This window comes from gamma proteobacterium symbiont of Scutellera amethystina (assembly GCF_059730845.1).
The window spans coordinates 2,218,722-2,241,822 of sequence record NZ_AP035935.1 but is presented as its reverse complement, the minus strand read 5'-3'; the positions used below and the strand labels follow the sequence as shown (position 1 = coordinate 2,241,822).

Sequence of the window (23,101 nt, the reverse complement as noted above, 5' to 3'; positions counted from 1 at the left end):
TGTGCTCAGAGTGATTTCTGGCGGGATTATTGTTGGTTGTTCCGCTACACTTCTCTTCGTCACCTGCCTCAGAGTGTCAACTTTTCATGACAGAACCCTTCTGAGGCGCTGCAAGTTAGCGTATTATCTCTAAAATCAAAACCTGACTAAGGCTCATCGCAATGCGTTTGGAAGTTTTCTGCCAGGACCGTATCGGTCTGGCGCGCGAGCTACTCGACCTGCTGGTTGCCCGTAATATTGACCTGCGCGGCATTGAAATTGCCTCGCTGGGCCGCATCTACCTCAACTTTTCTGCGCTGGAATTTGACGCATTCAGTAACCTGATGGCGGAGATTCGCCGTACACCGGGCGTGACAGATGTCCGCACGGTGTCCTTTATGCCATCTGAGCGCGAGCACCGCGCGCTGAGCGCGCTACTGGTGGCGATGCCCGAGCCGGTGTTCTCCCTCGACCTGAAAGGTAAAGTCGAACTGGCGAATCCGGCGGCGCAAAACCTGTTTAACCTCGACGAACAGAAGATCCGTAACCAGAACGCCGGCACGCTGATTGCCGGCTTTAATTTCCAGCGCTGGCTGGAGAGTGAACGTGTTGATGCGCAGGCGCAGCATGTGGTGATCCAGGGGCGTGATTTCCTCATGGAAGCGCGTCCGATCTATCTGGCGCAGGAAGATGAGCAGAACGACCAGCCGGTAGGCGCGATGATCACCCTGAAATCCACCGCGCGCATGGGGCGGCAGTTGCAGAACCTCAGCGTCACCGATGACTCCGAATTCGATCACATCGTGGCGGTGACGCCGAAAATGCGTCAGGTGATCGACCAGGCGCGCAAGCTGGCGATGCACGATGCGCCGCTGCTGATTGTCGGCGACACCGGCACCGGTAAAGATATGCTGGCGCGCGCCTGCCACCTGCGCAGCGCTCGCGGCAAAAAACCGTTCCTGGCGCTCAACTGCGGCTCGATCCCGGATGACGTTGCAGAGAGCGAGCTGTTTGGTCACGCGGCGGGCGCATATCCCAACGCGCTGGAAGGGAAGAAGGGCTTCTTTGAGCAGGCGAACGGCGGCTCGGTGCTGCTGGATGAAATCGGCGAGATGTCGCCGCGCATGCAGACCAAACTGCTGCGCTTCCTGAACGATGGCACCTTCCGCCGCGTCGGCGAGGATCATGAAGTGCATGTGGATGTGCGCGTGATCTGCGCCACGCAAAAGAATCTGATTGAGCTGGTGCAGCGCGGTGAGTTCCGCGAAGACCTGTTCTATCGTCTGAATGTGCTGACGCTGAATCTGCCGCCGCTGCGCGAACGTCCGCTGGATATTCTGCCGCTCACCGAAATGTTTGTGGCGCGCTTTGCGGATGAGCAGGGGCTGCCGCGCCCGCGTTTGTCACCGCAGCTGACGCCGTTCCTGACGCGCTATAACTGGCCGGGCAACGTGCGCCAGTTGAAAAATGCGCTGTATCGCGCGCTCACGCAGCTGGAAGGTTATGAACTGCGTCCGCAGGATATCGTGCTGCCGGAGCAGGCGCTGGATGTGTCGCTGGGCGAAGAGGCAATGGAAGGGTCGCTGGATGAAATCACCAGCCGTTTTGAGCGTTCAGTACTGACTCGTCTCTATCTGTCGTATCCCAGCACGCGTAAACTGGCGAAACGCCTTGGGGTGTCACACACCGCGATTGCCAACAAGCTGCGCGAATATGGCCTCGGTCAGAAACGCAGCGAAGGCGAATAATCCGCGTTCTGCATCAACAAGCCGTCTGTGACAGACGGCTTTTTTATCAGCAATAGCCTTACTTCAGCGCTGCCAGTGCCGCTTCATAGTTCGGCTCTTCGGTGATTTCATTCACCAGCTCGCTGTACAGCACCTTATCGTTCTCATCCAGCACCACCACCGCGCGGGCAGTCAGGCCTTTCAGCGGGCCATCGGCGATGGCGACGCCGTAATTTTCAATAAATTCTGCACCGCGCAGCGTAGACAGCGTCACTACGTTGTTGACGTTCTCGGCGCCGCAGAAGCGCGACTGCGCAAACGGCAGATCGGCAGAGATGCACAGCACCACGGTGTTGTCAGCTTCGCCAGAACGCTCGTTGAATTTGCGCACCGACGCGGCGCACACGCCGGTATCAATGCTTGGGAAAATGTTCAGAACTTTGCGTTTGCCTGCATACTGAGAAAGGGACACATCACTGAGATCTTTCGCTACCAGGTTGAACGGTTTTGCCTGCTCGCCAGCCTGCGGGAAGTGGCCGGCAACCGGCACCGGATTGCCCTGAAAGTGAACATTCTGCGACATACAATTTCCTTTTAACGATGAAATATCTGGCGTTAACCCCACCAGAACAGGTATAGCGTTTGTTTATGACATAAATTTTAAGGGTTTACGAGCCTAATTCAACGTGGAGCTGCACCAGCACGTTATGACGTCATGGATTTGAGGAGTCAGTATGAGAACAGTGAAAAGTTATCCGGAAGCCTGGCCGCTGCACTCACCGTTTGTGATTTCGCGCGGCAGCCGCACCGAGGCGCACGTGGTGGTGGTGGAGATTGAGCAGGATGGCCTCAAAGGGATTGGCGAGGCCACGCCCTATGCGCGCTATGGCGAAAGTGAGGCTTCGGTGCTGCAGCAGATTGCTTCACAGCTCGGTGCGTTACAAAACGGCATGACGCGGGCAGCGCTGCAACAGGCGTTGCCGGCCGGTGCCGCGCGCAACGCGATTGATTGCGCGCTGTGGGATCTGGAGCGCCAGCAGCAGCGCACCAGCCTGGCGGCGCTGTGTGAGGCGGTGCCGGCACAGGAGATCGTTACGGCGCATACCGTCAGCATCGATACGCCAGAAGCGATGGCCAGCAGCGCGCTGGCGCTGTGGCAGCACGGCGCGCGCCTGCTGAAAATTAAGCTGGATAACCATCTGATCAGCGAACGGCTGGTGGCGATCCGCAGTGCGGTGCCGGACGCCACGCTGATCGTCGATGCCAATGAGTCCTGGCAGGCAGAAGGGCTGGCGGCGCGTTGCCAGCTGCTGGCGGATTTGCAGGTGGCGATGCTGGAGCAGCCGCTGCCTGCCGCGCAGGATGCGGCGCTGGCCCATTTTATCCATCCGCTACCGATCTGTGCGGATGAGAGCTGCCACACGCGCGACAGCCTGGCAGCCCTGCACGGGCGCTACGACATGGTGAATATCAAACTGGATAAAACCGGTGGGCTGACCGAAGCGCTGGCGCTGGCCACGGCCGCGCGCGCGCAGGGATTTGCCATCATGCTGGGCTGTATGTTGTGTACCTCACGCGCCATTCGCGCCGCGTTACCGTTAACGCCGCAGGCCATGTTTGCTGACCTCGACGGTCCGACGTGGCTGGCGGCCGATGTGGAACCGTCGCTGCACTTCTCGCACGGCGTGCTTAAGACGACGGCTGCCAGCGCAGCAGGTTGATCATCGCATCGAGATACACCTCGGTGGCTTCGTCCACCGAGATAGCGGGCATTTCGGCGGTGATGCAGGGCAGACTGAGATCGGCGCACCAGCTGCCAAACGAGCCCGGCGTGGCGTAGCCGACGCTGCTCACCACCGGCAGACCGGTTTGTTCCGCCAGCCAGCTGGCCAGCGGGCTATGGTGTGGATCGTCAATACAGGCCAGCGGTTCGTGCCAGGAGACGACCCAGCGCGGCTGGATACGATGAATCAGCTGGCACAGTGCGGCGGTTTCCGGCTCTGACGCTGGTGCGTTTCCGGTTGAGAGCAGCACATCGCGCGCGTCGGCCACGCTGTTCCAGCGATAGACGGTATCGCCCGCTTGCCAGTTGGCGGCTGGGAAGTTGCGGTTGAGATCAACACCGTTGACATTGGCGCGCAGCCCGAGCTGGCAGCCATCCGGATTGACCGCAAGAATCACATGATGACGCCGCAGCGTGTCCGGCAGCGTGCGCATGGCGGCAGAGAGCGTGGCCACCGCCGCGTTTTCATCGCCGTGGGTGCCGGCGATAATCAGTCCGCTGTCCTCGTCGGCCGCCGGTGCCGGAAACCACAGCAGCGGCGCACCCAGCACCGAATGTCCATACTGTTGCCAGACGGCGTCCAGCTTACCGCGCAGCGGGCGCGGGTGGTGTGTCGACATAACTTTCCTCTCTGTCATGCATCGCGTTCAGCCGCAAAAATTGTGAGCTGCCATCCAGCCTCAACATAACGGTAAATAGCAGATGGGGAAATAGCTATTTATCAATCAGCGATTTGCGATAAAGTGCGAAAAGTTGCTGGCGACGCATTGGTTTGGCCGTCGCCCTTTTTTCGGGTCAAGGAGTCGTGATGAAACTAACTTTCCGCACCACGCTGGCCGCGCTCATCATCAGCAGCGCTCTCTCATCCGCCTATGCCGCCAGTGTGCCTGCCGGGGCGCAACTGGCCAGCAGCCAGGAAATCGTGCGCCATATCAAAGATGAACCGGCCTCGCTTGATCCGCTCAAAGCGGTCGGTCTGCCGGAGATTCAGGTGCTACGCGATCTGTTTGAAGGGCTGACTAACCAGGACGCGCAGGGCAAAATCGTGCCGGGCGTTGCGCAGAGCTGGAGCAGCAATGACAACAAAACCTGGCTGTTTACGCTGCGCAAAGACGCACGCTGGTCTAATGGCCAGCCGGTGACCGCACAGGATTTTGTCTATAGCTGGCAACGTCTGGTCGATCCTAAAAACAGTTCGCCTTTTGCCTGGTTTGCTGCGCTGAGCGGCATTGAGAATGCTGAAGCCATCACCAAAGGGCAGATGAGCCCGGACAAGCTGGGCGTGGTGGCGACCGATGAGACGCATCTGAAGGTGACATTGTCACGTCCGCTACCGTGGTTCCCCAGCATGGTGGCTAACGTGGCCATGTTCCCGGTGCCGCAAAAGGTCATCGCGCAAAACGGCGATGGCTGGACTGCGCCGGGTAAACTGGTGGGCAATGGCGCTTATCAATTGCAGGAGCGTGTGGTTAACGAAAAGATTGTGCTGGTGCGCAACCCGCACTACTGGGATAACGCCCATTCGGTGCTGACCAAAGTGACCTTTATTCCCATCAATGAAGAATCCAGCGCCACCAAGCGTTACCGCGCCGGGGATATCGATATCACGGAATCCTTCCCGAAAAATATGTACGGCCTGCTGAAAAAAGAGCTGCCGGGGCAGGTGTATACGCCGGATCAGCTTGGCACCTACTACTACGCGTTTAATACCCAGAAAGGGCCGACGGCGGATGTGCGGGTGCGTAAGGCGCTGTCATGGAGCATTGACCGCCGCATCATCGCGGAAAAAGTGCTGGGCACCGGCGAGAAACCGGCCTGGCACTTCACACCGGACGTCACCGCCGGCTTCACGCCGCAGCAGAGCTATCTGCAGCAGCACAGCCAGCAGGAGCTGAACGCGCAGGCCAAAGCACTGCTGACCGCCGCCGGTTATGGCCCGGCTAAACCGCTGCACCTGACGCTGCTGTATAACACTTCTGAAAGCCACCAGAAGATTGCGATTGCGGTGGCCTCGATGTGGAAAAAGAATCTCGGCGTTGACGTGACATTGCAGAACCAGGAGTGGAAAACCTATATCGACAGCCGCAACAGCGGTAATTTCGATGTGATTCGCGCTTCGTGGGTGGGCGATTACAATGAGCCGTCGACCTTCCTCAGCCTGCTGACCGCCAGCCACAGCGGCAATATTTCCCGCTTCAGTAACGCTGAATATGACGCGGTGTTGAGTAAAGCCAGCAATGAAACCAGCGTGGCGGCGCGCAATGCCGATTACAACAAAGCCGAGCAGATCATCGCTGACCAGGCGCCGATTGCGCCGATCTACCAGTACACCAACGGGCGGCTGATCAAGCCATGGGTTAAGGGCTATCCCATCACTAATCCGGAAGACGTTGCCTACAGCCGGGAATTGTGGATTGAAAAACACTGACGCTGAACCGCCACGGAGGGCGGTGAACGATCCGGTTGCGCTGTCATTTTTACTCACACCCTGGTAATTGCAACTGTCCCGCGCCGCGCTAGACTGTATCGTATTGTTTTTGCTAGTGAGGCGAGTACGTGAACGTCATTGAAGGAAAAGCGCTGCAGGTGTCGGATGCGATTGTCGCCTGCCAGTTCGACGGCAAGGGTGGCGTTATCGCCATTGAAGATAAAGATGTCATCAACTGCGAGCGTCACTGCTGGCTACACCTGAACTATACCCAGCGGCAAAGCGCCGACTGGTTGCAGCACACGCCGCTTATTCCTGATGCGGTGCGGGATGCGCTGGCCGGTGACAGCATGCGACCGCGCGTGACGCGTCTCGGTGACGGCTTTATGATCGTGCTGCGCAGCGTGAATCATAATGCCGATTCGCGCCCGGACCAGCTGGTGGCGATGCGGGTATTTATCAATGACAAGCTGATTGTTTCTACCCGCCGTCGCAAAGTGTATGCCATCGATGAAGTGCTGACCGATCTGCAAAACGGCAACGGCCCGGTGGACGGCGGCAGCTGGCTGGTGGACGTCTGCGATGCGCTCACCGATCACGCCAGCGAATTCATTGAAGAGATGCACGATAAAATTATCGCGCTGGAAGATGCGCTAATGGATCAGCAGGTCCCGGCGCGCGGTGAGCTGGCGCTGCTGCGTAAACAGCTGATTGTAATGCGCCGCTATATGGCGCCGCAGCGTGATGTCTATGCGCGGCTGGCAAGCGAGAAACTGCCGTGGATGAGCGATGACGATCGCCGCCGTATGCAGGATGTCGCGGATCGGCTGGGGCGCGGGCTGGATGACCTCAATGCGGGCGTGGCGCGTACCGGTATTCTGGCGGATGAAGTGGCCTCGCTGCTGGCGGAATCCATGAACCGGCGCACTTACACCATGTCGCTGATGGCGATGATTTTCCTGCCTGCCACGTTTCTCACCGGGCTGTTTGGCGTCAATCTCGGTGGCATTCCCGGTGGCAGCTGGCCGCACGGCTTTACCATGTTCTGCGGGTTGTTACTGGTGATGGTGCTGGGGGTCGCGCTGTGGCTGAAACGCCGCAACTGGCTGTGATGTTATCAGGGGGTTATCTGCAGGTCATGAACGGGTAATTGTGGCGGTGCAGGGGAGAAAAGCGGAAAAAACCTGATCGACATCAATAAGCGCATAGCCCAACCGGGGCAAACTCTCTCCCGCAGGTGAATGCAACGTCAAGCGATGGGCGTTGCGCTCCATATTGTCTTACTTCCTTTTTTTGAATTACTGCATAGCACATTTGATTCGTACGACGCCGGCTTATCCGCCGGCTTTTTTTTGCCGTTTGGCTTGCTGCCGCATCCTTTCCTATGCTTAACAGACATTCAGCGAACAGGAGAACGGCATGCGCATGATTCACGCCAGCGAACCTATCCCGACCGATCCGCCACCGATTCCCGAACCCGTGCCGCAACCGCAGCCCATTCCCGAGCCTGAGCCGCCGCACGATCCTGAATTTCCGCCGATTAGCGATCCTCCGCCGCACCGCTAATAAAAAAGGCGCGTTGCCGGAGCGACGCGCCTTTATGCTGCAAAGTCACCGCGTTATTTAATTTCCAGCACGTCGAGGCGAGCGCTCAGGTCCGGCTGATCGTCCTCGTCAGCCTGCCAGCCGACGGGCTGCGCTGGCAGCGATTCGCGATCAAAACCAATGTCCCCGCCGTCAACCACCGCATCACCATGCTTAATGCCTTTGAAATCAAACAGATTAATATCAGCCATATGCGAGGGCACGATGTTCTGCATGGCGCTGAACATGGTTTCAATGCGGCCCGGATAGCGCTTGTCCCAGTCACGCAGCATATCGGCAACCACCTGGCGCTGCAGGTTCGGCTGTGAACCACACAGGTTGCACGGAATGATAGGGTACTGGCGCGCTTCGGCAAACCGTACGATATCTTTTTCGCGGCAGTAGGCCAGCGGGCGAATCACGATATGTTTACCGTCGTCGCTCATCAGTTTTGGCGGCATGCCTTTCATCTTGCCGCCGTAAAACATGTTGAGGAACAGCGTCTGCAGGATGTCATCGCGGTGGTGACCTAAGGCAATCTTAGTGCAGCCCAGTTCAGTGGCGGTGCGATAAAGAATACCGCGACGCAGGCGCGAACAGAGCGAGCAGGTGGTTTTGCCTTCCGGAATTTTTTCTTTAACGATTGAGTAAGTGTCTTCGTTGACGATCTGATACTCCACGCCCAGCGTGTCGAGATAAGCCGGCAGCACGTGTGCCGGGAATCCCGGCTGTTTCTGGTCAAGATTCACCGCCACCAGCGAAAAGTTGACCGGCGCGCTCTGCTGCAGGTTACGCAGAATTTCCAGCATGGTGTAGCTGTCTTTACCGCCGGACAGGCACACCATGATGCGATCGCCTTCCTCAATCATGTTGAAATCCGCAATCGCTTCACCGACGTTACGGCGCAGGCGCTTCTGCAGTTTGTTCAGGTTGTACTGCTCTTTTTTATTAACTTCTTGATGTTCAGACATGAATTTCGGTCTCGGTGATCGCTGGTCAGCTGCGGATGTCGCGTTGATGCGGCCCTCGCCAGGCCTGCATTAACCGTGTCCGCGCACGCTGCGGGTCGCTGCGCTGGCCTTTATGGGTGCCGGCTGACCGCAGTCAGCAGGAAAAGTCTGTGGCGTATGGTACGGATTACAGCGCCAAATTCCAGCACGATTTATGGGTTTGCCGGTGATGCGCTCTGTGCGCCGCGCGATCGCGGTCAGAGACCTGTTGCGCTATTCACAATTTTTAGTTTGTCGCGGATTTTGCAAGCGGTACACTGCCTGCTTCCCCAGGGAGGAATAAGCGATGAAAAATGTTGTGTTAAGCATGCTGGCGAAGATTTCACAAATTGATGCCACCACCAAGCAGTTGACTGCGCGCGTTGAGGCCCAGTCGCTGCTGATCGGTGCGCTGGTACTGGCCGTCAGTAAGAAAGGCGGTGTCACTGAAGTTATTGAAAGCGCCAACAAAGCCATCAACATGGTAATTGAGTCAACCGAGGCTGACGATATGCTGAAGTCGGACGCCGCTATTCTGCTGAGCGAGTTTCAGGATCTGTTGACGATTTCGCGTGCGGTTGACAGCGCCGATGATGTCATCAACCAGCAGGCGCTGGAAGGTATTACTGGTGTGAGCAGCGCCAGCGATGACGACAAAAAGGATCCGTCCTAATCGCGCAGCGCCGCAGTCGGCTACCATTGCGCACATTTTGCCAGCGGTAACTGAATATTTATTGATCTGGGTAAAGATTTCTTCTCACTGCGCTGACAGGATGGATTCAGCGCTTTTTTTAGTTTTTAAAGGTGAGGAGAGGAACAATGCAAACTTACGATATGGTGTTTGAGGAGGCGTGCCGGCTGGTGGGGCAATGCTATCTGGAACTGGCGCAGCGCGGTGCCGCTACCGAAAAAGAGGTGCTGGCCAGCGAGTTGCGTAACCTGCAACTGCGCTATCGGGAATTAACCGGCGCGCCCAATCGCGCCGTTGAAATGGCGATTGGACAACTCAAACCCTGCTAACCCAGCCGCCCGGCCTGCAGCGCCGGGCTTTTTTATCTTACATCCACCGCAGCGATTAACTCGCAAGCGCCAGCGCAGTCAAACCATTTCCAGCGACTGCACACCTTTGATTTCCATCACTTTGTCATAAATGCTGTGCATAGGAAATCTGCGTGACAATGTCACCTCAACGCTCAGCTCGCACAGGCCGCTCTCTTCGTTACGATTGACTACAGCGATGTGGCCATAGCGCAAATTTTCGCGCTGCAGTACCAGCAACACCAGCGGTACGCTTTTGGCTTTGAGATGGACGATGAGGGTGTGATGGCGGCCAATCAGCCAGTGGCTGATACGGCGGAACGTTTCCAGCACCACCAGCGCCAGCACCGTGCCGTAAATACCGATTTCATACATGCCGCTACCGATCACCAGGCCAATCGCGGCGGTCACCCACAGGCCGGCGGCGGTCGTCAGGCCTTTCACAATCTGCTTTTGTATGATGATGGTGCCAGCGCCAAGGAAGCCCATGCCGCTGACCACCTGCGCCGCAATACGGCTGGGATCCAGCGCCACATGGTCGTTAGTCAGCATATCGGCAAAGCCATATTTTGACACCAGCATGAACATGGCGCTGCCAATGCCGACCAGAATGTGGGTACGCAGGCCCGCTTCTTTAGCGCGCATCTGGCGCTCCAGGCCAATCAGTCCGCCCAGTATTCCGGCTAACGCGATGCGGATGAGCATGTCGGCTAACATCCTTCCTCCTTATTGATTGTTGTTTCGTATGAACAGGCAGAGAAAAGAGGCAAAACGCTGCAATCAGGATAATTCTGCTTGCCAACGACGATATTAAATTTTGTAAAAAGCTGTGTCGCCTATCGATCGCGCACCGCTGCTGACATATGCTGGTGCGACTTTTCCGCTCACACTCCCGGAGCCCGACCGATGAAAGCCGCAACTTTACTGCTGGCCGGCGCAGCGCTGTTACTCTCTGCCTGCAGCAGCAACAGCGACAATGAACCGCCGCAACAGGCCACCGCCGCGCACGTGCAGCCGCACGTCGTGATGTCGTCCATGGCAGAAGCCAACTGCAACAGCGCAGGCGGCACGCTGGCGTTCTCGCGTCAGTTAGACGGTTCACGCATCGGGATGTGTCAGCTGGCTAACGGTCGTCGCTGCGACGAACAGGCGCTGATCGGCGGTGCCTGCGCCCGCTAACGCAGGCGCAGAACCTTACGCCTTAACCTGATTCGAACAGGTTTCCCCGCGCGCCAGCTGCTGTAAATTGCTGAGCGTGGTTTCTGAAATCGCCGTCAGCGCTTCGGCGGTGAGAAAGGCCTGATGGCCGGTAAACAGCACGTTGTGGCAGGCCGACAGGCGGCGGAACACGTCGTCCTGAATCACGTCATTCGACTTGTCTTCAAAAAACAGGTCGCGTTCGTTCTCATATACGTCCATGCCGAGCGAGCCGATTTTCTGCTGTTTCAGCGCTTCAATCGCCGCCTGTGAATCAATCAGCCCACCGCGGCTGGTATTGATAATCATCACGCCATCTTTCATCTGGCTGAACGCCTGCGCGTTGAGCAGATGGTGGTTTTCCGGCGTCAGCGGACAGTGCAGGGTGATGACATCGGACTCCGCCAGTAGCGTTTTCAAATCAACATATTCCGCCCCGAGCGCCAGCGCGGCGTCACTTGGGTACGGATCGTACGCCAGCAGACGCATGCCAAAACCTTTCAGGATGCGCATCGTCGCCACACCAATCTTGCCGGTGCCGACCACGCCAGCGGTTTTATTATGCATGTTGAAACCGGTCAGGCCGTCCAGCGAGAAGTTGGCATCGCGCGTGCGCTGGTAAGCGCGGTGAATGCGGCGGTTGAGCGTCATCATCAGACCTATCGCGTGTTCCGCCACCGCTTCCGGCGAATAGGCGGGCACGCGTACCACCTGCAGTCCCAGCGCGGCTGCGGCGTCGAGGTCGACGTTATTGAATCCGGCACAGCGCAGCGCGATATATTTCACGCCCAGCGCCGCCAGCTCCTCCAGCACCGCTTTGCTCCCGTCATCGTTAACGAAGATACAGACCGCATCACAGCCGGCGGCGTTTTTCGCTGTGGTTTCGCTCAGCAGGAAGTCAAAAAACTGCAGCTCAAATCCGTAGCCTTCGTTAACGTGCTCGAGGTATTTCTGGTCGTAATGCTTGGTGCTGTAAACCGCAACTTTCATTGTTTCGCTCCTGAAAAATGTTACGTCGGTATCACATCAGGATAACGTTTTCCGCGTCATTTTGCTGTTCTTCAGCCAGACTAAAGCGGTAACGCCTTCATTTGCCGGGCGTAACATGCCATCATCTCTGTCAGGATTGGGTAAAGAACAGGAACGTTAACAGCCATGACGCGGGGCCTCCGTCGACTACTTGCTGCGCTACTGGCGCTGATACTGCTGCTGCTGGGATTGCTGCTGACGCTGACGCACTGGCTGCCGCGGCTGGCAGGTATCTGGCTGCCGGAAAATACCCGCGTTGAGCTACACGGCGCGCCGCACTGGCAGCAGGGCCGGCTGGTATTTCCTGATGTGCGCTATCTGGCCGGTGACTGCCTGCTGGCGCAGGTCGCCGACGTGGGGCTTGGCCGGACGCAACAGCGCTGGCAGCTTGATGCGCGCGAGGTGGCGCTCAACAGCGATTGTCTGCAGGCGCTGCCGCACAGTGCCACGCGCGATGCGCCGCGCAGCCTCGCAGAGTGGCAGCAGATGCTGCCCGGCGCGGATATCCATCTGCAACAGCTCAGTATTTTGCCATGGCAGCAATATGCCGGCCGCTTCGATCTGACTTTAGACAAAGACCTTCAGCAGCTGCGTTATCAGGGCGACAACCTGCGCGTCGCCGCGCGCCTGCAGGGGCAGCAGCTGCACATTGATCAGCTGCAGCTCAGCCATCCTTTACTGCCGCAACCGGTCGAACTGCATGGCAATCTGACGCTGCCGACTTTTGCCGATGGCCTGCCGGTGGCGGGTGAGCTCAGCGGTGCGCTTAACCTGACGCAGTGGCCACAGCCGCTGGCGCTGACGCTCAACTGGCAGCAGCAGCAGGGCGAACTGGTGGTGCGCCAGCAACAGGAACCCCAACCGTTGTTGCAGCTGCCGTGGCAGGTCGATGCGCAGCAAATCCGCATCACTGCCGGTCACTGGCGCTGGCCGTTCGGGTCGCAGCCGCTGTCGGGCGGCGTGGCGCTGACGCTGGATGACTGGCAGCAGGGGCTGGAACAGACGCAGATCCGCGGCCGCTTCAATTTACTGACCGCCGGACGCGGCGGGAAAGGCAACCTGGTACTGAGCGTTGGGCCGGGCAAGCTGAGCCTGACTGACAGCGCACTGCCGTTCCAGTTAACCGGCGAAAGCAAGTTTGCCGACCTGCAGCTGTACGGCACCATCCCCGGACAATTACATGGCATGCTCAGCGATCCGCAGCTCAGCCTGCAGCCGGGCGCACTGCTGCGCCTGCGCGGACGCTTACTCTCAACGCTGGAAGTGGATGAAGCGCGCTGGCCGCTGGCCGGCGTCAGCGTGGCCTCGCGCGGCATCAACGGTCGGTTACAGGCGATTCTCAACGCGCACGACCCCAGTTTCGGCCGCTTCAGGCTGCACCTCGACGGGCGCGCCAGCGACTTCTGGCCAGACAGCGGACGCTGGAACTGGCGTTACTGGGGCGAAGGCGTGATGGCGCCGCTTAGCGCCAAATGGGATGTGAAGGGCACCGGCAGCTGGCAGGACACCCTGATCAGCCTCGATACGCTGAACACCGGGTTTGATCAGCTGGCGTACGGCATGGTGCAGGTGGATAAGCCGCGCCTGACGCTGACCGCGCCGGTGCGCTGGCAGCGCGATGTGGCACAGCCGGCGTTTAACGGCGGGTTTGCGCTGCGTTCCGGCCAGACGCGCTTCAGCTACGGTGGCTGGCTGCCGCCGTCCGAACTGCGTTTCGATGCCAAAGGGCGCGATCCAGGACATTTTCTGTGGCGTGGTCAGCTCACCGCTGAAGACATCGGACCGCTGCGCGTGCATGGCCGCTGGGACGGCGAGCGGCTGCGCGGCGAAGCCTGGTGGCCGGCACAGTCGCTCAGCGTATTTCAGCCGCTGCTGAGCAGCGATCTGAAGATGCGTATCCAGTCTGGCGAGCTGCGCGCGCAGATGGCCTTTTCCGCCGCCAGCGGCCAGGGGTTTGAGGCGGGCGGGTTCTGGGCGGTGAAACAGGGCAGCGTGTGGATGCCGGACAGCGAAATCAACGGCATCGATTTTACCCTGCCGTTCCGCCTGAAAGATCATCAGTGGCAGCTGGGGCGCCGCGGGCCGGTGTCGCTGCGCATCGCCGAAGTGAAAAACCAGTTTGCGCTGCAGAACATTACCGCGGATCTGCAGGGCCACTATCCGTGGCAGGAGCGCCAGCCGCTTACGCTCAGCAACGTTAATCTCGATCTGCTCGGCGGGCACGTCAGCATGCCAGCATTGCGTTTACCGCAGCATCAGCCGGCGCGGATTTCGCTGCGTGACATTGATCTCAGCCGGCTGGTGACGGCGCTCAAACCGAAGCAGTTTGCCATGTCAGGTAAAGTGAATGGCGAATTGCCGCTGTGGGTGAACAATCCGCACTGGCTGATTGAAAAGGGCTGGATCGCCAACAGCGGCCCGCTGACGTTCCGCATGGATAAAGACATGGCGGATGCGATTGTCAGCAATAACGTGGCCGCCGGGGCGGCGATGGACTGGCTGCGCTACATGGAGATTGCCCGTTCGTGGGCGACGCTGGATCTGGATAACTTCGGTAATCTGATTCTGCAAAGCGAGGTGAAAGGCACCAGCCAGTTCAGTAACCGCCGCCAGTCCGTCAATCTTAATTACCGGCATCAGGAAAACCTGTTCCAGCTGTGGCGCAGCCTGCGCTTTGGCGATAATTTGCAATCCTGGGTGGAGCAAAACGCCACCCTGCCATCCAACAAGGACCCGAAACCATGAGCCTGAGGGCATTACTGGTGCTGACAGCGGGACTGCCGCTGCTGGGCTGTGTGCCGCGCATCGAAGTCGCCGCACCCAAAGAGCCAATCACCATCAACATGAACGTAAAAATCGAACATGAAATCCACATCAAGGTGGATAAAGACGTCGAAGCGCTGCTGAAGAATCAGAGCGGACTGTTTTGAGGAGAGGCCCGATGAAACGCAAGGGGATAGCGCTGTTGCTGGCGTTTTTGCTGGTGCCGTCGGCCTGGGCGCTGACGCTGGATCAGGCGCGCCAGCAGGGGCGTGTGGGCGAAACGCTGAGCGGTTACATCGCCGCTCGTCAGCAGGATGACGAGACGCTGGCACTGGTTAAGCGCATCAATGACGGCCGCAGCCAGCAGTATCAGCGCGTGGCGCAGCAGAACAATCTCACCACCGCCGAGGTGGCGCGCATCGCCGGCGAGAAGCTGGTTAACCGTGCCGGCAGCGGCGAATATGTGCGCGGGATTAATGGCCAGTGGGTGCAGAAATAGCTGCTTCCACGGCAGTGCATGCATAAAAAAGCCGGGCACTCAGGCCCGGCAAGACAGATAGCATTGTTTTAATGATGATTACGCAGCAACAATCTGTTTGATGGCGTCTTTGGCATCGCTGGCGGCTTTGGTTGCCACTTCCGGACCGTAGGCAATGCCTTCGGCGAACACGAAGTCAACGTCGGTGATGCCGATGAAGCCGAGGAACAGTTTCACGTACGGGGTCAGCAGATCAGTCGGGGTGTCTTTGTGAATGCCGCCACGGCTGGAGAGGATCACCGCACGTTTGCCTTTCACCAGACCTTCCGGGCCTGCTTCGGTGTAGCGGAAGGTGACGCCGGCACGGGCAATCAGGTCAAAGTAGTTTTTCAGCTGAGTAGGAATGTTGAAGTTGTACATCGGGGCGGCGATAACCACGGTATCGTGCGCCTGCAGTTCAGCAATCAGTTCATCGGACAGGGCCAGCGCGTCCTGCTGACGTGGCGACAGCGGCGCGTCTGAAGGACGCAGGGCGCCAACCAGTTCACCGTCCAGTACCGGAATCGGCTGGGCAGCCAGATCGCGTACCGTCACGTCGTCGCCTTTGGCGCGGGCTTCATCAGCGTAGAAGTCTGCCAGCTGGTTAGACTGTGAGTAACCGGCAAGGATGCTTGATTTCAGAACTAAAACTTTGCTCATGGTATTTTCCTGTACGTTACGCGGTTGGCTTACCGCTCAATGCGTTACACTCTACGGAGTTCGTCCGGCAGGTAAAAGCGCAATATTTCGAGGCCTATGTTCGAAATTATTGAATAAGGTGGCACGTCCGGTCAGATGAGATGTTCCAATCTGTGCTAAGATGGCGGGCATTAATCGATTGAATCCGCCGGAAAATTCTGCCCGGCGCCGAGCCGCAAGTGCCGGCTCACTGCAACAACAGGTAATTCATCACTATGTCATCATCCGTTACGTCACCTCTGGCCCCACTCTGGTCGCGGCTCGATAACCTGATGCTGCGCGACCGCAAAGCGCTGCAGCGTCGTTTGCACGGTGCGGCAAAGGTGAAAAACTCCGCTGCACAGCAGGAAATTATGGCTGAGCTGGAGCCGGTGTTTGCCGCGGCAGAACAGCGCGTGGCGCAGCGCGCCGCCGCGACGCCGCGCATTACGTTTCCGGACAATCTGCCGGTCAGCCAGAAGCAGCAGGACATCGCCGACGCGATTCGCGATCATCAGGTAGTGATTGTCGCCGGTGAGACCGGCTCAGGTAAAACCACCCAGCTGCCAAAGATCTGTCTGGCGCTCGGGCGCGGTGTGAAAGGGCTGATTGGGCATACGCAGCCGCGTCGTCTGGCGGCACGCACCGTGGCGAACCGCATTGCCGAAGAGCTGGAAACCACACCCGGCGGCACCGTCGGTTACAAGGTGCGGTTTAACGATCAGGTCAGCGAAACCACTCAGGTCAAACTGATGACCGACGGTATTCTGCTGGCGGAAATTCAGCAGGATCGTCTGCTGCTGCAGTATGACACCATCATCATCGATGAAGCGCACGAACGCAGTCTGAACATCGATTTCCTGCTGGGTTACCTGCGCGAACTGCTGCCGCGTCGTCCCGATCTGAAAGTGATCATTACCTCAGCGACCATCGATCCGCAGCGCTTCTCGCGCCACTTCAATAATGCCCCGGTGATCGAGGTTTCGGGCCGCACGTATCCGGTCGATGTACGTTATCGTCCGGTGGTAGAAGATGCCGAAGACACCGAACGCGATCAGCTGCAGGCAATTTTCGATGCGGTTGACGAACTGAGCAGCGAAGGGCGCGGCGATATCCTGATCTTCATGAGCGGTGAGCGCGAAATTCGCGATACCGCCGATGCGCTGATGAAGCGCGATTTACCGCACACCGAGATTCTGCCGCTCTATGCGCGCCTGTCCAACGCCGAACAGAACCGGGTGTTCCAGGCCCACAGCGGCCGCCGCATTGTGCTGGCGACCAACGTCGCTGAGACCTCGCTCACCGTGCCGGGCATTAAATATGTCATCGATCCGGGCACCGCGCGCATCAGCCGTTACAGCTACCGCACCAAAGTTCAGCGTCTGCCGATCGAGCCGATCTCGCAGGCGTCGGCTAACCAGCGCAAAGGGCGCTGCGGCCGCGTGTCGGAAGGGATCTGTATCCGCCTCTATTCGGAGGATGATTTCCTCAGCCGCCCGGCGTTTACCGACCCGGAAATTCTGCGTACCAACCTGGCGTCGGTGATTTTGCAGATGACGGCGCTTGGACTGGGCGACATCGCCGCATTCCCGTTCGTCGAAGCGCCGGATAAGCGCAATATTCAGGACGGCGTGCGCCTGCTGGAGGAGCTCGGCGCGATTACCCTGAGCGAGGAAGGTGCGTACAAACTGACGCCGTCCGGCCGCAGCCTGGCGCAGCTGCCGGTCGATCCGCGGCTGGCGCGCATGGTGCTGGAAGCGCAGAAATTTGGCTGCGTGCGCGAAGTGATGATTATTGCCGCTGCGCTGTCGATTCAGGATCCGCGCGAGCGTCCGGTGGAGAAACAGCAGGCATCTGACGAGAAACACCGGCGTTTTGCCGACAAAGAGTCAGACTTTCTCGCTTTCGTTAATCTGTGGAACTACCTGCAGGAACAGCAGAAAGCGCTGTCCGGCAATCAGTTCCGCCGCCAGTGTAAAAGCGATTATCTCAATTACCTGCGCGTGCGCGAATGGCAGGACATCTACACCCAGCTGCGTCAGGTGGTGCGGGAACTGGGCATGCCGCTCAACAGCGAGCCGGCACCGTACCGTGAAGTACACTGCGCGCTGCTCACCGGTTTACTGTCACACATCGGTCAGAAAGATGCGGAAAAGCAGGAGTTTACCGGCGCACGCAACGCGCGTTTCGCTATTTTCCCCGGTTCCGGGCTGTTTAAGAAGCCGCCTAAATGGACCGTGGTGGCGGAACTGGTGGAAACCAGCCGCCTGTGGGGCCGCGTTGCGGCGCGCATCGATCCGGAGTGGATCGAACCGCTGGCCCAGCATCTGCTGAAGCGCAGCTACAGTGAACCGCACTGGGAGAAAGCGCAGGGCGCAGTCATGGCCACCGAGAAAGTTACGCTGTACGGGCTGCCGATTGTGCAGGCGCGTAAGGTCAATTACAGCCGCATCGATCCGCAGCTCAGCCGGGAGTTGTTTATTCGCCATGCGCTGGTGGAGGGCGACTGGCAGACGCGTCACGCTTTCTTCCGCAACAACCTGAAACTGCGCAGTGAAATCGAGGATCTTGAGCACAAATCGCGGCGGCGCGACATTTTAGTCGATGACGAGACGCTGTTTGCGTTTTACGATCGCCGCATTGGCAGCGAGGTGGTCTCAGCACGGCACTTTGACAGCTGGTGGAAACAGGCCAGTAAGGACAATCCGGATCTGCTGAGCTTTGATAAGCAGATGCTGATCAAAGACGGCGCGGAGAAGGTCAGCCAGCTGGATTACCCGAACTTCTGGTATCAGGGCAACCTGAAACTGAAGCTCAGCTACCAGTTCGAACCGGGGGCCGATGCGGATGGTGTGACGGTGCACATCCCGCTGCCGCTGCTCAACCAGGTCGACGAAGCCGGCTTCGAGTGGCAGATCCCCGGCGTGCGCCGCGAGCTGATCATCGCGCTGATTAAGTCGCTGCCCAAGCCGGTGCGACGCAACTTTGTACCGGCACCCAACTACGCCGAAGCCTTCCTTGGCCGCGTGACGGCGCTGGAGCAGCCGCTGCTGGATGCGCTGGAGCGTGAGTTCCGCCGCATGTCTGGCGTCACCATTGAGCGCGACGCCTGGCAGTGGGATCAGGTGCCCGATCACCTGAAAATGACCTTCCGCGTGGTGGATGAGCACAACCGGAAGCTGCAGGAAGGCAAAGACCTGCATCAGCTGAAGCAGGTGCTGAAAGGCAAGGTGCAGGAAACGCTGTCCAAGGTGGCGGATGACGGGCTGGAACAGCGCGGGCTGCATCTGTGGAGCTTCGGCGATCTGCCGCAAAGCTACGAGCAGAAGCGCGGCAACTATCAGGTCAAAGCCTGGCCGGCGCTGGTGGATGAAAAAGACAGCGTCGCGATTCGCTTGTTTGACAGTGAACGCGAGCAGCAGAAGATGATGTGGCGCGGCCAGCGGCGGTTATTGCTGCTGAACATCCCTTCGCCGATCAAGTATCTGCACGAGAAGCTGCCAAACAAAGCCAAGCTCGGACTCTATTTTAATCCGTACGGCAAAGTGCTGGAGCTGATTGATGACTGTATCGCCTGCGGCGTGGATAAGCTGATGGCGGACGCCGGTGGGCCGGCGTGGCAGCAGGAAAATTTCGAGCAGCTGCGCGATAAAGTACGCGCCGAACTCAACGACACGGTGGTGACCATCGCCAGCCAGGTCGAGCAGATTCTCACCAGCGTGTTCAACATCAACAAGTTCCTCAAGGGGCGGGTGGACATGACGCTGGCACTGGCGCTGGCGGATATCAAAACGCAGCTGAGCGGCCTGGTGTATCGCGGTTTTGTCACCGGCAACGGCTATCAGCGGCTGGGCGACACACTGCGCTATCTGCACGGTATTGAGCGCCGGCTGGAGAAGCTGCCGGTCGATCCACACAGCGATCGGGCGCGGATGCTGAAAGTGCAGGCGGTGGAGCAGGCGTGGCAAAGCTGGCGTAACAAGCTGCCGCCGCAGCGTCAGGACGATGAAGAGGTACAGGCGATTCGCTGGATGCTGGAGGAGCTGCGCATCAGTTATTTTGCGCAGCAGCTGGGCACGCCGTATCCCATCTCCGACAAACGTATCCTGCAGGCGATGGAGCAGCTGGGCTGACTTATTGCGCCAGCGCTTCCAGCTTGTCTTTAAAGGATGTGACGGCAATGGCGCGGTTATCGGCGCGATAGCGATCGGCCGGTGCCGGCGCCGAGCTCTGTACCGCAATCAGCTGCCACTCGCCGTCGCGCTTCAGCAGCAGCGGTGAACCGCTGTCGCCGGGCAGGGTGTCGCACTGGTGCGACAGCACGGCACGCTGCGCCCAGCCGGTGATCAGGCAATCGCTGTGCGAGTAGAGCGTATCCAGATGGTCAGCGGGATAACCGGCCTGTGTCACTTTGCGGTCGGTGGTTTTCAGCGCGGCGGTTAAATCGCTGCGTGAACCGTCAAACAGCGGAATCGGCACGATACCGGACGGCGGATTGTGCAGAATCACCAGGCCGTAATCGTAAGGTGCCGCGTCTGGCGGCACGATCCAGCCTTCACCATCCGCCTGCAGACGCCGCGCCAGCGAAGGCTCTACGCGCGCGTCAATATCATGAATTTCGTAGCGCCAGCCTTTGGCACCCGCCATAAAGCGCAGCGCGACCGGCTTGTCGAATTTGCCCGGGGGCGTCAGTAAGCAGTGTCCGGCCGTCAGCGCCAGATGGGCCGAAATCAACGTGGCACTGCACAGATTGCCGCTTTCCGTCTCTAACTGACCAATGGCATCCCACGGCGCCGCACTGACGTCGGTAATGGCTTTACGATGATCTTTGCCGAAGAACAGGGTCTTAATCTCTTCCGGGCTGGGGCCGTCTTCATCATCGGCATGTGCTGTGAGGTTAAAGCTAAAAAGACCTACAAATAACAGGATAGCCAGGCGCATAGTTCTCTCAATGGCGAGAATAAATAGAGGTTATGGTCATCACGCTTGAGCGATAACTATAGTCGGTGAGCGGTAAAAAAGGGAGAAATATTGGAGTAATCAGCACGCTACAACGACTAGATAAAAAAGCTGGCCGCAATAATGCCGCACAGAATCATGACAATCAGGATAATTTCGAAGCGATAGCGACGCACCATTTTTCGCTACTCCAGTAAATAAACACCCGGCAGAACCGGGTGTTTTCAATCATTAATGCGGTGTTGGCGCGCAAGGCAACCTTATTTAGCAGCTTTTTTCGCTTTGTGGTGCTTTTTAGCAGCCTGAGCTTTCTGAGCAGCAGGTTTGGTTACTTTTTTGTGGTGCTTTTTAGCCGCCTGAGCTTTCTGTGCAGCTGGCTTGGTGGCTTTGTGGTGTTTTTTAGCAGCCTGGGCTTTCTGAGCAGCTGGCTTGGTGGCTTTCTTGTGGTGCTTTTTAGCGGCCTGGGCTTTCTGAGCAGCTGGTTTGGTGGCTTTCTTGTGGTGCTTTTTAGCCGCCTGCGCTTTCTGAGCCGCTGGTGCTTTCTTCTCTACTTTCTTGTGCTTTTTGGCAGCCTGCGCTTTCTGAGCAGCGGCTTTTTTGTGGTGAACAGCTTTGTGCTTAGCCGGTGCAGCGGTAGTTGCAGCAGCAGCAGGAGCAGCAGTTGTTGTCTCAGCAGCGAAGGCTACAGAAGACAGACCCATAGCAGCGGCGATCACCAGCGCAAATAATTTTTTCATTGCAAAACCCTCGAACTATTTTTTCATGTGTAGCCCACTGCGGGGCCGGTGAATGCACTATATGTAAAACAATTCGTGCCTTCAGTGAGGGAATGGTATCGGCGTGTAACGGATTGTACAAAGCAGGAAAACCGGTCAGGGCGGGGATAGTTGCGGACCACTCTCCGAGGAAAAAACGGCGGCCGGGCAGGCCGCCGCACGAATCAGGCAGAGAGATAACGCTGTTCCAGATGCTGACGGAAATAGTGCGGATTGAGCGCTTCGCCAGTGGCATTGATCAGCAACTGCTGCGTCGGGAAGCGGCTGCCGTGCTGCCAGATGTTCTGCTGCAGCCAGTCAAACACCGGTTGCAGTTCACCCTGCTGAATCAATTCGTCCACCTGCGGAATGGCGCGTTTTACCGCCTGGAACAGCTGAGCAGCGTACATCGCGCCCAGCGTGTAGGTCGGGAAGTAGCCGAAGGCGCCGTCGGTCCAGTGAATATCCTGCATACAGCCGTCGCGGTAGTTGCCGCGCGTATCGATACCCAGCGATTGCTGCATTTTTTCATCCCACAGCGCCGGAATATCTTCGACTTCAATGTCGCCTTCAATCAGCGCCCGCTCGATTTCGTAACGTAAAATCACATGGGCCGGATAGCTCAGCTCATCGGCATCGACGCGAATAAAGCCCGGCTTCACGCGCTGGGTCAGACGAATAAAGTTGTTGCGTTCCAGCGCCGGCTGGTCGCCCATCAGCGCCACCACCTGGGGATGAATATGCTGCAGGAAGGCGTGACTGCGCCCCAGCTGCATCTCCATAAACAGGCTCTGCGATTCATGCATCGCGGTCGAGCGCGCCAGCGCCACCGGCTGTCCGCGCCACTGCTGTGGCAGATTCTGCTCATAGCGCGCATGGCCGGTTTCGTGGATCACGCCCATCAGCGCGCTGAGAAAATCGTTTTCGTTGTAGCGTGTGGTGATACGCACATCTTCCGGTACGCCGCCGCAGAACGGGTGGGCGCTCACGTCCAGCCGGCCGTGATTAAAATCAAACCCTAACGTAGCCATCACGCTCAGGCCGAGCTGTTTCTGCGATTCAATGGCGAAGGGGCCGACCGGCTGGGCAATCGGCGTTGCCTGCTGGCGGGCTACCGCTTTTTGCAGCAGATCCGGCAGCCAGCTTTTCAGATCGCCAAAAGTGCTGTCGAGCTGCGCGCTGGTCATGCCTGGCTCAAACACATCCAGCAGCGCATCGTAGCGTGATACGCCGAGCGCATCGGCGCGCAGCTGTGCCTCTTCGCGGCTCAGCTTCACCACTTCTTTCAGGTTAGCGCTGAAGCCCTGCCAGTCATTGGCCGGACGCTGACTGCGCCATGCGTGTTCACAGCGCGAGCCGGCCAGCGATTTGGCTTCCACCAGCGAGGCCGGCAGCAGCGTTGCCTGGCGCCACGCGCGCTGCATTTCGCCCAGATTGGCCTGCTCCACATCGTTCAGCGACTCCTGCGCGGCGGCGTCAAACAGCCCGCCGAGGCGCTTGTCGGTCAGCAGCTCGTGCATAAATACGCTCAGCTCCGCCATCGCTTCTCCACGCGCCTGGCTGCCGCCCGGCGGCATGGTGGTTTGCATATCCACGCCGGCAATCGCGCCCAGATGGCCAAAACGCGCCAGGCGCTGAAAGGTGCGGCTAAGTTCCTGATAAGCTGCGGTCATGT

General features: G+C 58.5%; 22 protein-coding genes. 12 read left to right on the top strand and 10 right to left on the bottom strand.

The window, feature by feature from the left end; translation table 11 throughout:
- Nucleotides 1-161 precede the first annotated feature (161 nt).
- Nucleotides 162-1,727, top strand: a complete 1,566-nt coding sequence (tyrR, locus tag AC6I79_RS10370) for a transcriptional regulator TyrR (protein ID WP_021506133.1) — start codon at nt 162-164, stop codon at nt 1,725-1,727.
- A 58-nt stretch (nt 1,728-1,785) separates the two neighbouring features.
- Here tyrR and tpx read toward each other — a convergent pair whose 3' ends face one another.
- Nucleotides 1,786-2,289 (bottom strand): thiol peroxidase, encoded by a 504-nt coding sequence (gene tpx / locus AC6I79_RS10365; protein ID WP_058780606.1) that lies wholly within the window; start codon nt 2,287-2,289, stop codon nt 1,786-1,788.
- Nucleotides 2,290-2,440: 151 nt separating this feature from the next.
- Between tpx and ycjG the strand changes: the two genes are divergently transcribed.
- Nucleotides 2,441-3,427 (top strand): L-Ala-D/L-Glu epimerase, encoded by a 987-nt coding sequence (gene ycjG, locus AC6I79_RS10360; RefSeq protein ID WP_159378200.1) that lies wholly within the window; start codon nt 2,441-2,443, stop codon nt 3,425-3,427.
- Here the strand turns inward: ycjG and mpaA are convergent.
- On the bottom strand, nt 3,396-4,109 hold the full coding sequence (gene mpaA / locus AC6I79_RS10355; RefSeq protein WP_159378199.1) for a murein tripeptide amidase MpaA: 714 nt from the start codon (nt 4,107-4,109) through the stop codon (nt 3,396-3,398). The genes ycjG and mpaA overlap by 32 nt on opposite strands.
- Before the next feature lie 188 nt (nt 4,110-4,297).
- Here mpaA and AC6I79_RS10350 point away from each other — a divergent pair, with 188 nt between their 5' ends.
- The 3 genes from AC6I79_RS10350 to AC6I79_RS10340 all read left to right on the top strand — a co-directional run bounded on the left by AC6I79_RS10350 (nt 4,298) and on the right by AC6I79_RS10340 (nt 7,483).
- The gene (locus AC6I79_RS10350; RefSeq protein ID WP_125308790.1) at nt 4,298-5,917 is read left to right on the top strand and encodes a peptide ABC transporter substrate-binding protein; all 1,620 of its coding nucleotides are present in this window, start codon (nt 4,298-4,300) and stop codon (nt 5,915-5,917) included.
- Between the two features lie 128 nt (nt 5,918-6,045).
- A complete protein-coding gene (gene zntB / locus AC6I79_RS10345) occupies nt 6,046-7,029 on the top strand; it encodes a zinc transporter ZntB (RefSeq protein ID WP_021506128.1) in 984 nt (327 codons plus the stop codon).
- Between the two features lie 307 nt (nt 7,030-7,336).
- Nucleotides 7,337-7,483: a hypothetical protein gene (locus tag AC6I79_RS10340; protein WP_021506127.1), complete on the top strand. Its 147-nt coding sequence runs from the start codon at nt 7,337-7,339 to the stop codon at nt 7,481-7,483.
- Between the two features lie 53 nt (nt 7,484-7,536).
- Here AC6I79_RS10340 and ttcA read toward each other — a convergent pair whose 3' ends face one another.
- A complete protein-coding gene (gene ttcA / locus AC6I79_RS10335; RefSeq protein ID WP_021506126.1) occupies nt 7,537-8,472 on the bottom strand; it encodes a tRNA 2-thiocytidine(32) synthetase TtcA in 936 nt (311 codons plus the stop codon).
- A 325-nt stretch (nt 8,473-8,797) separates the two neighbouring features.
- Between ttcA and iraP the strand changes: the two genes are divergently transcribed.
- A complete protein-coding gene (iraP, locus tag AC6I79_RS10330) occupies nt 8,798-9,163 on the top strand; it encodes an anti-adapter protein IraP (RefSeq protein ID WP_058774721.1) in 366 nt (121 codons plus the stop codon).
- 146 nt (nt 9,164-9,309) lie between these two features.
- Nucleotides 9,310-9,510: a DUF2767 family protein gene (locus AC6I79_RS10325; RefSeq protein ID WP_010618426.1), complete on the top strand. Its 201-nt coding sequence runs from the start codon at nt 9,310-9,312 to the stop codon at nt 9,508-9,510.
- A gap of 78 nt (nt 9,511-9,588) precedes the next feature.
- Here the strand turns inward: AC6I79_RS10325 and AC6I79_RS10320 are convergent, their stop codons facing one another.
- The gene (locus AC6I79_RS10320) at nt 9,589-10,245 is read right to left on the bottom strand and encodes an MgtC/SapB family protein (protein ID WP_021506125.1); all 657 of its coding nucleotides are present in this window, start codon (nt 10,243-10,245) and stop codon (nt 9,589-9,591) included.
- Between the two features lie 189 nt (nt 10,246-10,434).
- Between AC6I79_RS10320 and AC6I79_RS10315 the strand changes: the two genes are divergently transcribed.
- The gene (locus AC6I79_RS10315) at nt 10,435-10,707 is read left to right on the top strand and encodes a putative hemolysin (RefSeq protein ID WP_021506124.1); all 273 of its coding nucleotides are present in this window, start codon (nt 10,435-10,437) and stop codon (nt 10,705-10,707) included.
- Between the two features lie 15 nt (nt 10,708-10,722).
- Here the strand turns inward: AC6I79_RS10315 and AC6I79_RS10310 are convergent, their stop codons facing one another.
- The gene (locus AC6I79_RS10310; RefSeq protein ID WP_159378197.1) at nt 10,723-11,715 is read right to left on the bottom strand and encodes a 2-hydroxyacid dehydrogenase; all 993 of its coding nucleotides are present in this window, start codon (nt 11,713-11,715) and stop codon (nt 10,723-10,725) included.
- A 165-nt stretch (nt 11,716-11,880) separates the two neighbouring features.
- On the opposite strand from AC6I79_RS10310, the gene AC6I79_RS10305 reads away from it, so the two are divergent.
- From AC6I79_RS10305 to AC6I79_RS10295, 3 genes are read left to right on the top strand one after another with little or no spacing between them, the layout of a single operon-like run.
- On the top strand, nt 11,881-14,499 hold the full coding sequence (locus AC6I79_RS10305) for a YdbH family protein (protein WP_159378196.1): 2,619 nt from the start codon (nt 11,881-11,883) through the stop codon (nt 14,497-14,499).
- Nucleotides 14,496-14,684 carry a YnbE family lipoprotein gene (locus AC6I79_RS10300; protein WP_010618431.1) on the top strand — a complete coding sequence of 63 codons (189 nt, stop codon included), beginning with the start codon at nt 14,496-14,498 and terminating at the stop codon, nt 14,682-14,684. Before AC6I79_RS10305 ends, AC6I79_RS10300 begins: the two co-directional genes overlap by 4 nt.
- An 11-nt stretch (nt 14,685-14,695) precedes the next feature.
- Entirely contained in the window at nt 14,696-15,016 is a 321-nt protein-coding gene (locus AC6I79_RS10295; protein ID WP_021506121.1) for a YdbL family probable chaperone protein, read from the top strand.
- Between the two features lie 78 nt (nt 15,017-15,094).
- On the opposite strand, the gene azoR is transcribed toward AC6I79_RS10295, so the two are convergent.
- Complete coding sequence (gene azoR / locus AC6I79_RS10290; protein WP_058769755.1) at nt 15,095-15,694, bottom strand: FMN-dependent NADH-azoreductase; 600 nt, start codon at nt 15,692-15,694, stop codon at nt 15,095-15,097.
- Between the two features lie 254 nt (nt 15,695-15,948).
- Between azoR and hrpA the strand changes: the two genes are divergently transcribed.
- Nucleotides 15,949-19,845 (top strand): ATP-dependent RNA helicase HrpA, encoded by a 3,897-nt coding sequence (gene hrpA, locus AC6I79_RS10285; RefSeq protein ID WP_159378195.1) that lies wholly within the window; start codon nt 15,949-15,951, stop codon nt 19,843-19,845.
- A 1-nt stretch (nt 19,846) separates the two neighbouring features.
- Here hrpA and AC6I79_RS10280 read toward each other — a convergent pair whose 3' ends face one another.
- The 4 genes from AC6I79_RS10280 to AC6I79_RS10265 form a co-directional block, all read right to left on the bottom strand.
- A complete protein-coding gene (locus AC6I79_RS10280; protein ID WP_021506118.1) occupies nt 19,847-20,653 on the bottom strand; it encodes a trypsin-like serine peptidase in 807 nt (268 codons plus the stop codon).
- Between the two features lie 116 nt (nt 20,654-20,769).
- Nucleotides 20,770-20,850: a small membrane protein YdgU gene (gene ydgU, locus AC6I79_RS10275; RefSeq protein ID WP_021506117.1), complete on the bottom strand. Its 81-nt coding sequence runs from the start codon at nt 20,848-20,850 to the stop codon at nt 20,770-20,772.
- An 81-nt stretch (nt 20,851-20,931) separates the two neighbouring features.
- Nucleotides 20,932-21,408: an acid resistance repetitive basic protein Asr gene (asr, locus tag AC6I79_RS10270; protein WP_071813568.1), complete on the bottom strand. Its 477-nt coding sequence runs from the start codon at nt 21,406-21,408 to the stop codon at nt 20,932-20,934.
- Nucleotides 21,409-21,611: 203 nt separating this feature from the next.
- Complete coding sequence (locus tag AC6I79_RS10265; protein WP_159378194.1) at nt 21,612-23,099, bottom strand: carboxypeptidase M32; 1,488 nt, start codon at nt 23,097-23,099, stop codon at nt 21,612-21,614.
- Nucleotides 23,100-23,101 lie beyond the last annotated feature (2 nt).

Bases quoted from the DNA above. Each gene is read 5' to 3' on its own strand.
- AC6I79_RS10320 (WP_021506125.1), bottom strand. From the start codon at position 10,245: ATGTTAGCCGACATGCTCATCCGCATCGCGTTAGCCGGAATACTGGGC.
- ttcA (WP_021506126.1), bottom strand. From the start codon at position 8,472: ATGTCTGAACATCAAGAAGTTAATAAAAAAGAGCAGTACAACCTGAAC.
- AC6I79_RS10325 (WP_010618426.1), top strand. From the start codon at position 9,310: ATGCAAACTTACGATATGGTGTTTGAGGAGGCGTGCCGGCTGGTGGGG.
- ydgU (WP_021506117.1), bottom strand. From the start codon at position 20,850: ATGGTGCGTCGCTATCGCTTCGAAATTATCCTGATTGTCATGATTCTG.
- AC6I79_RS10280 (WP_021506118.1), bottom strand. From the start codon at position 20,653: ATGCGCCTGGCTATCCTGTTATTTGTAGGTCTTTTTAGCTTTAACCTC.
- AC6I79_RS10315 (WP_021506124.1), top strand. From the start codon at position 10,435: ATGAAAGCCGCAACTTTACTGCTGGCCGGCGCAGCGCTGTTACTCTCT.
- ycjG (WP_159378200.1), top strand. From the start codon at position 2,441: ATGAGAACAGTGAAAAGTTATCCGGAAGCCTGGCCGCTGCACTCACCG.
- AC6I79_RS10300 (WP_010618431.1), top strand. From the start codon at position 14,496: ATGAGCCTGAGGGCATTACTGGTGCTGACAGCGGGACTGCCGCTGCTG.
- hrpA (WP_159378195.1), top strand. From the start codon at position 15,949: ATGTCATCATCCGTTACGTCACCTCTGGCCCCACTCTGGTCGCGGCTC.
- asr (WP_071813568.1), bottom strand. From the start codon at position 21,408: ATGAAAAAATTATTTGCGCTGGTGATCGCCGCTGCTATGGGTCTGTCT.
- tpx (WP_058780606.1), bottom strand. From the start codon at position 2,289: ATGTCGCAGAATGTTCACTTTCAGGGCAATCCGGTGCCGGTTGCCGGC.
- tyrR (WP_021506133.1), top strand. From the start codon at position 162: ATGCGTTTGGAAGTTTTCTGCCAGGACCGTATCGGTCTGGCGCGCGAG.
- mpaA (WP_159378199.1), bottom strand. From the start codon at position 4,109: ATGTCGACACACCACCCGCGCCCGCTGCGCGGTAAGCTGGACGCCGTC.
- AC6I79_RS10265 (WP_159378194.1), bottom strand. From the start codon at position 23,099: ATGACCGCAGCTTATCAGGAACTTAGCCGCACCTTTCAGCGCCTGGCG.
- AC6I79_RS10305 (WP_159378196.1), top strand. From the start codon at position 11,881: ATGACGCGGGGCCTCCGTCGACTACTTGCTGCGCTACTGGCGCTGATA.
- iraP (WP_058774721.1), top strand. From the start codon at position 8,798: ATGAAAAATGTTGTGTTAAGCATGCTGGCGAAGATTTCACAAATTGAT.
- AC6I79_RS10310 (WP_159378197.1), bottom strand. From the start codon at position 11,715: ATGAAAGTTGCGGTTTACAGCACCAAGCATTACGACCAGAAATACCTC.
- azoR (WP_058769755.1), bottom strand. From the start codon at position 15,694: ATGAGCAAAGTTTTAGTTCTGAAATCAAGCATCCTTGCCGGTTACTCA.
- AC6I79_RS10350 (WP_125308790.1), top strand. From the start codon at position 4,298: ATGAAACTAACTTTCCGCACCACGCTGGCCGCGCTCATCATCAGCAGC.
- AC6I79_RS10295 (WP_021506121.1), top strand. From the start codon at position 14,696: ATGAAACGCAAGGGGATAGCGCTGTTGCTGGCGTTTTTGCTGGTGCCG.
- AC6I79_RS10340 (WP_021506127.1), top strand. From the start codon at position 7,337: ATGCGCATGATTCACGCCAGCGAACCTATCCCGACCGATCCGCCACCG.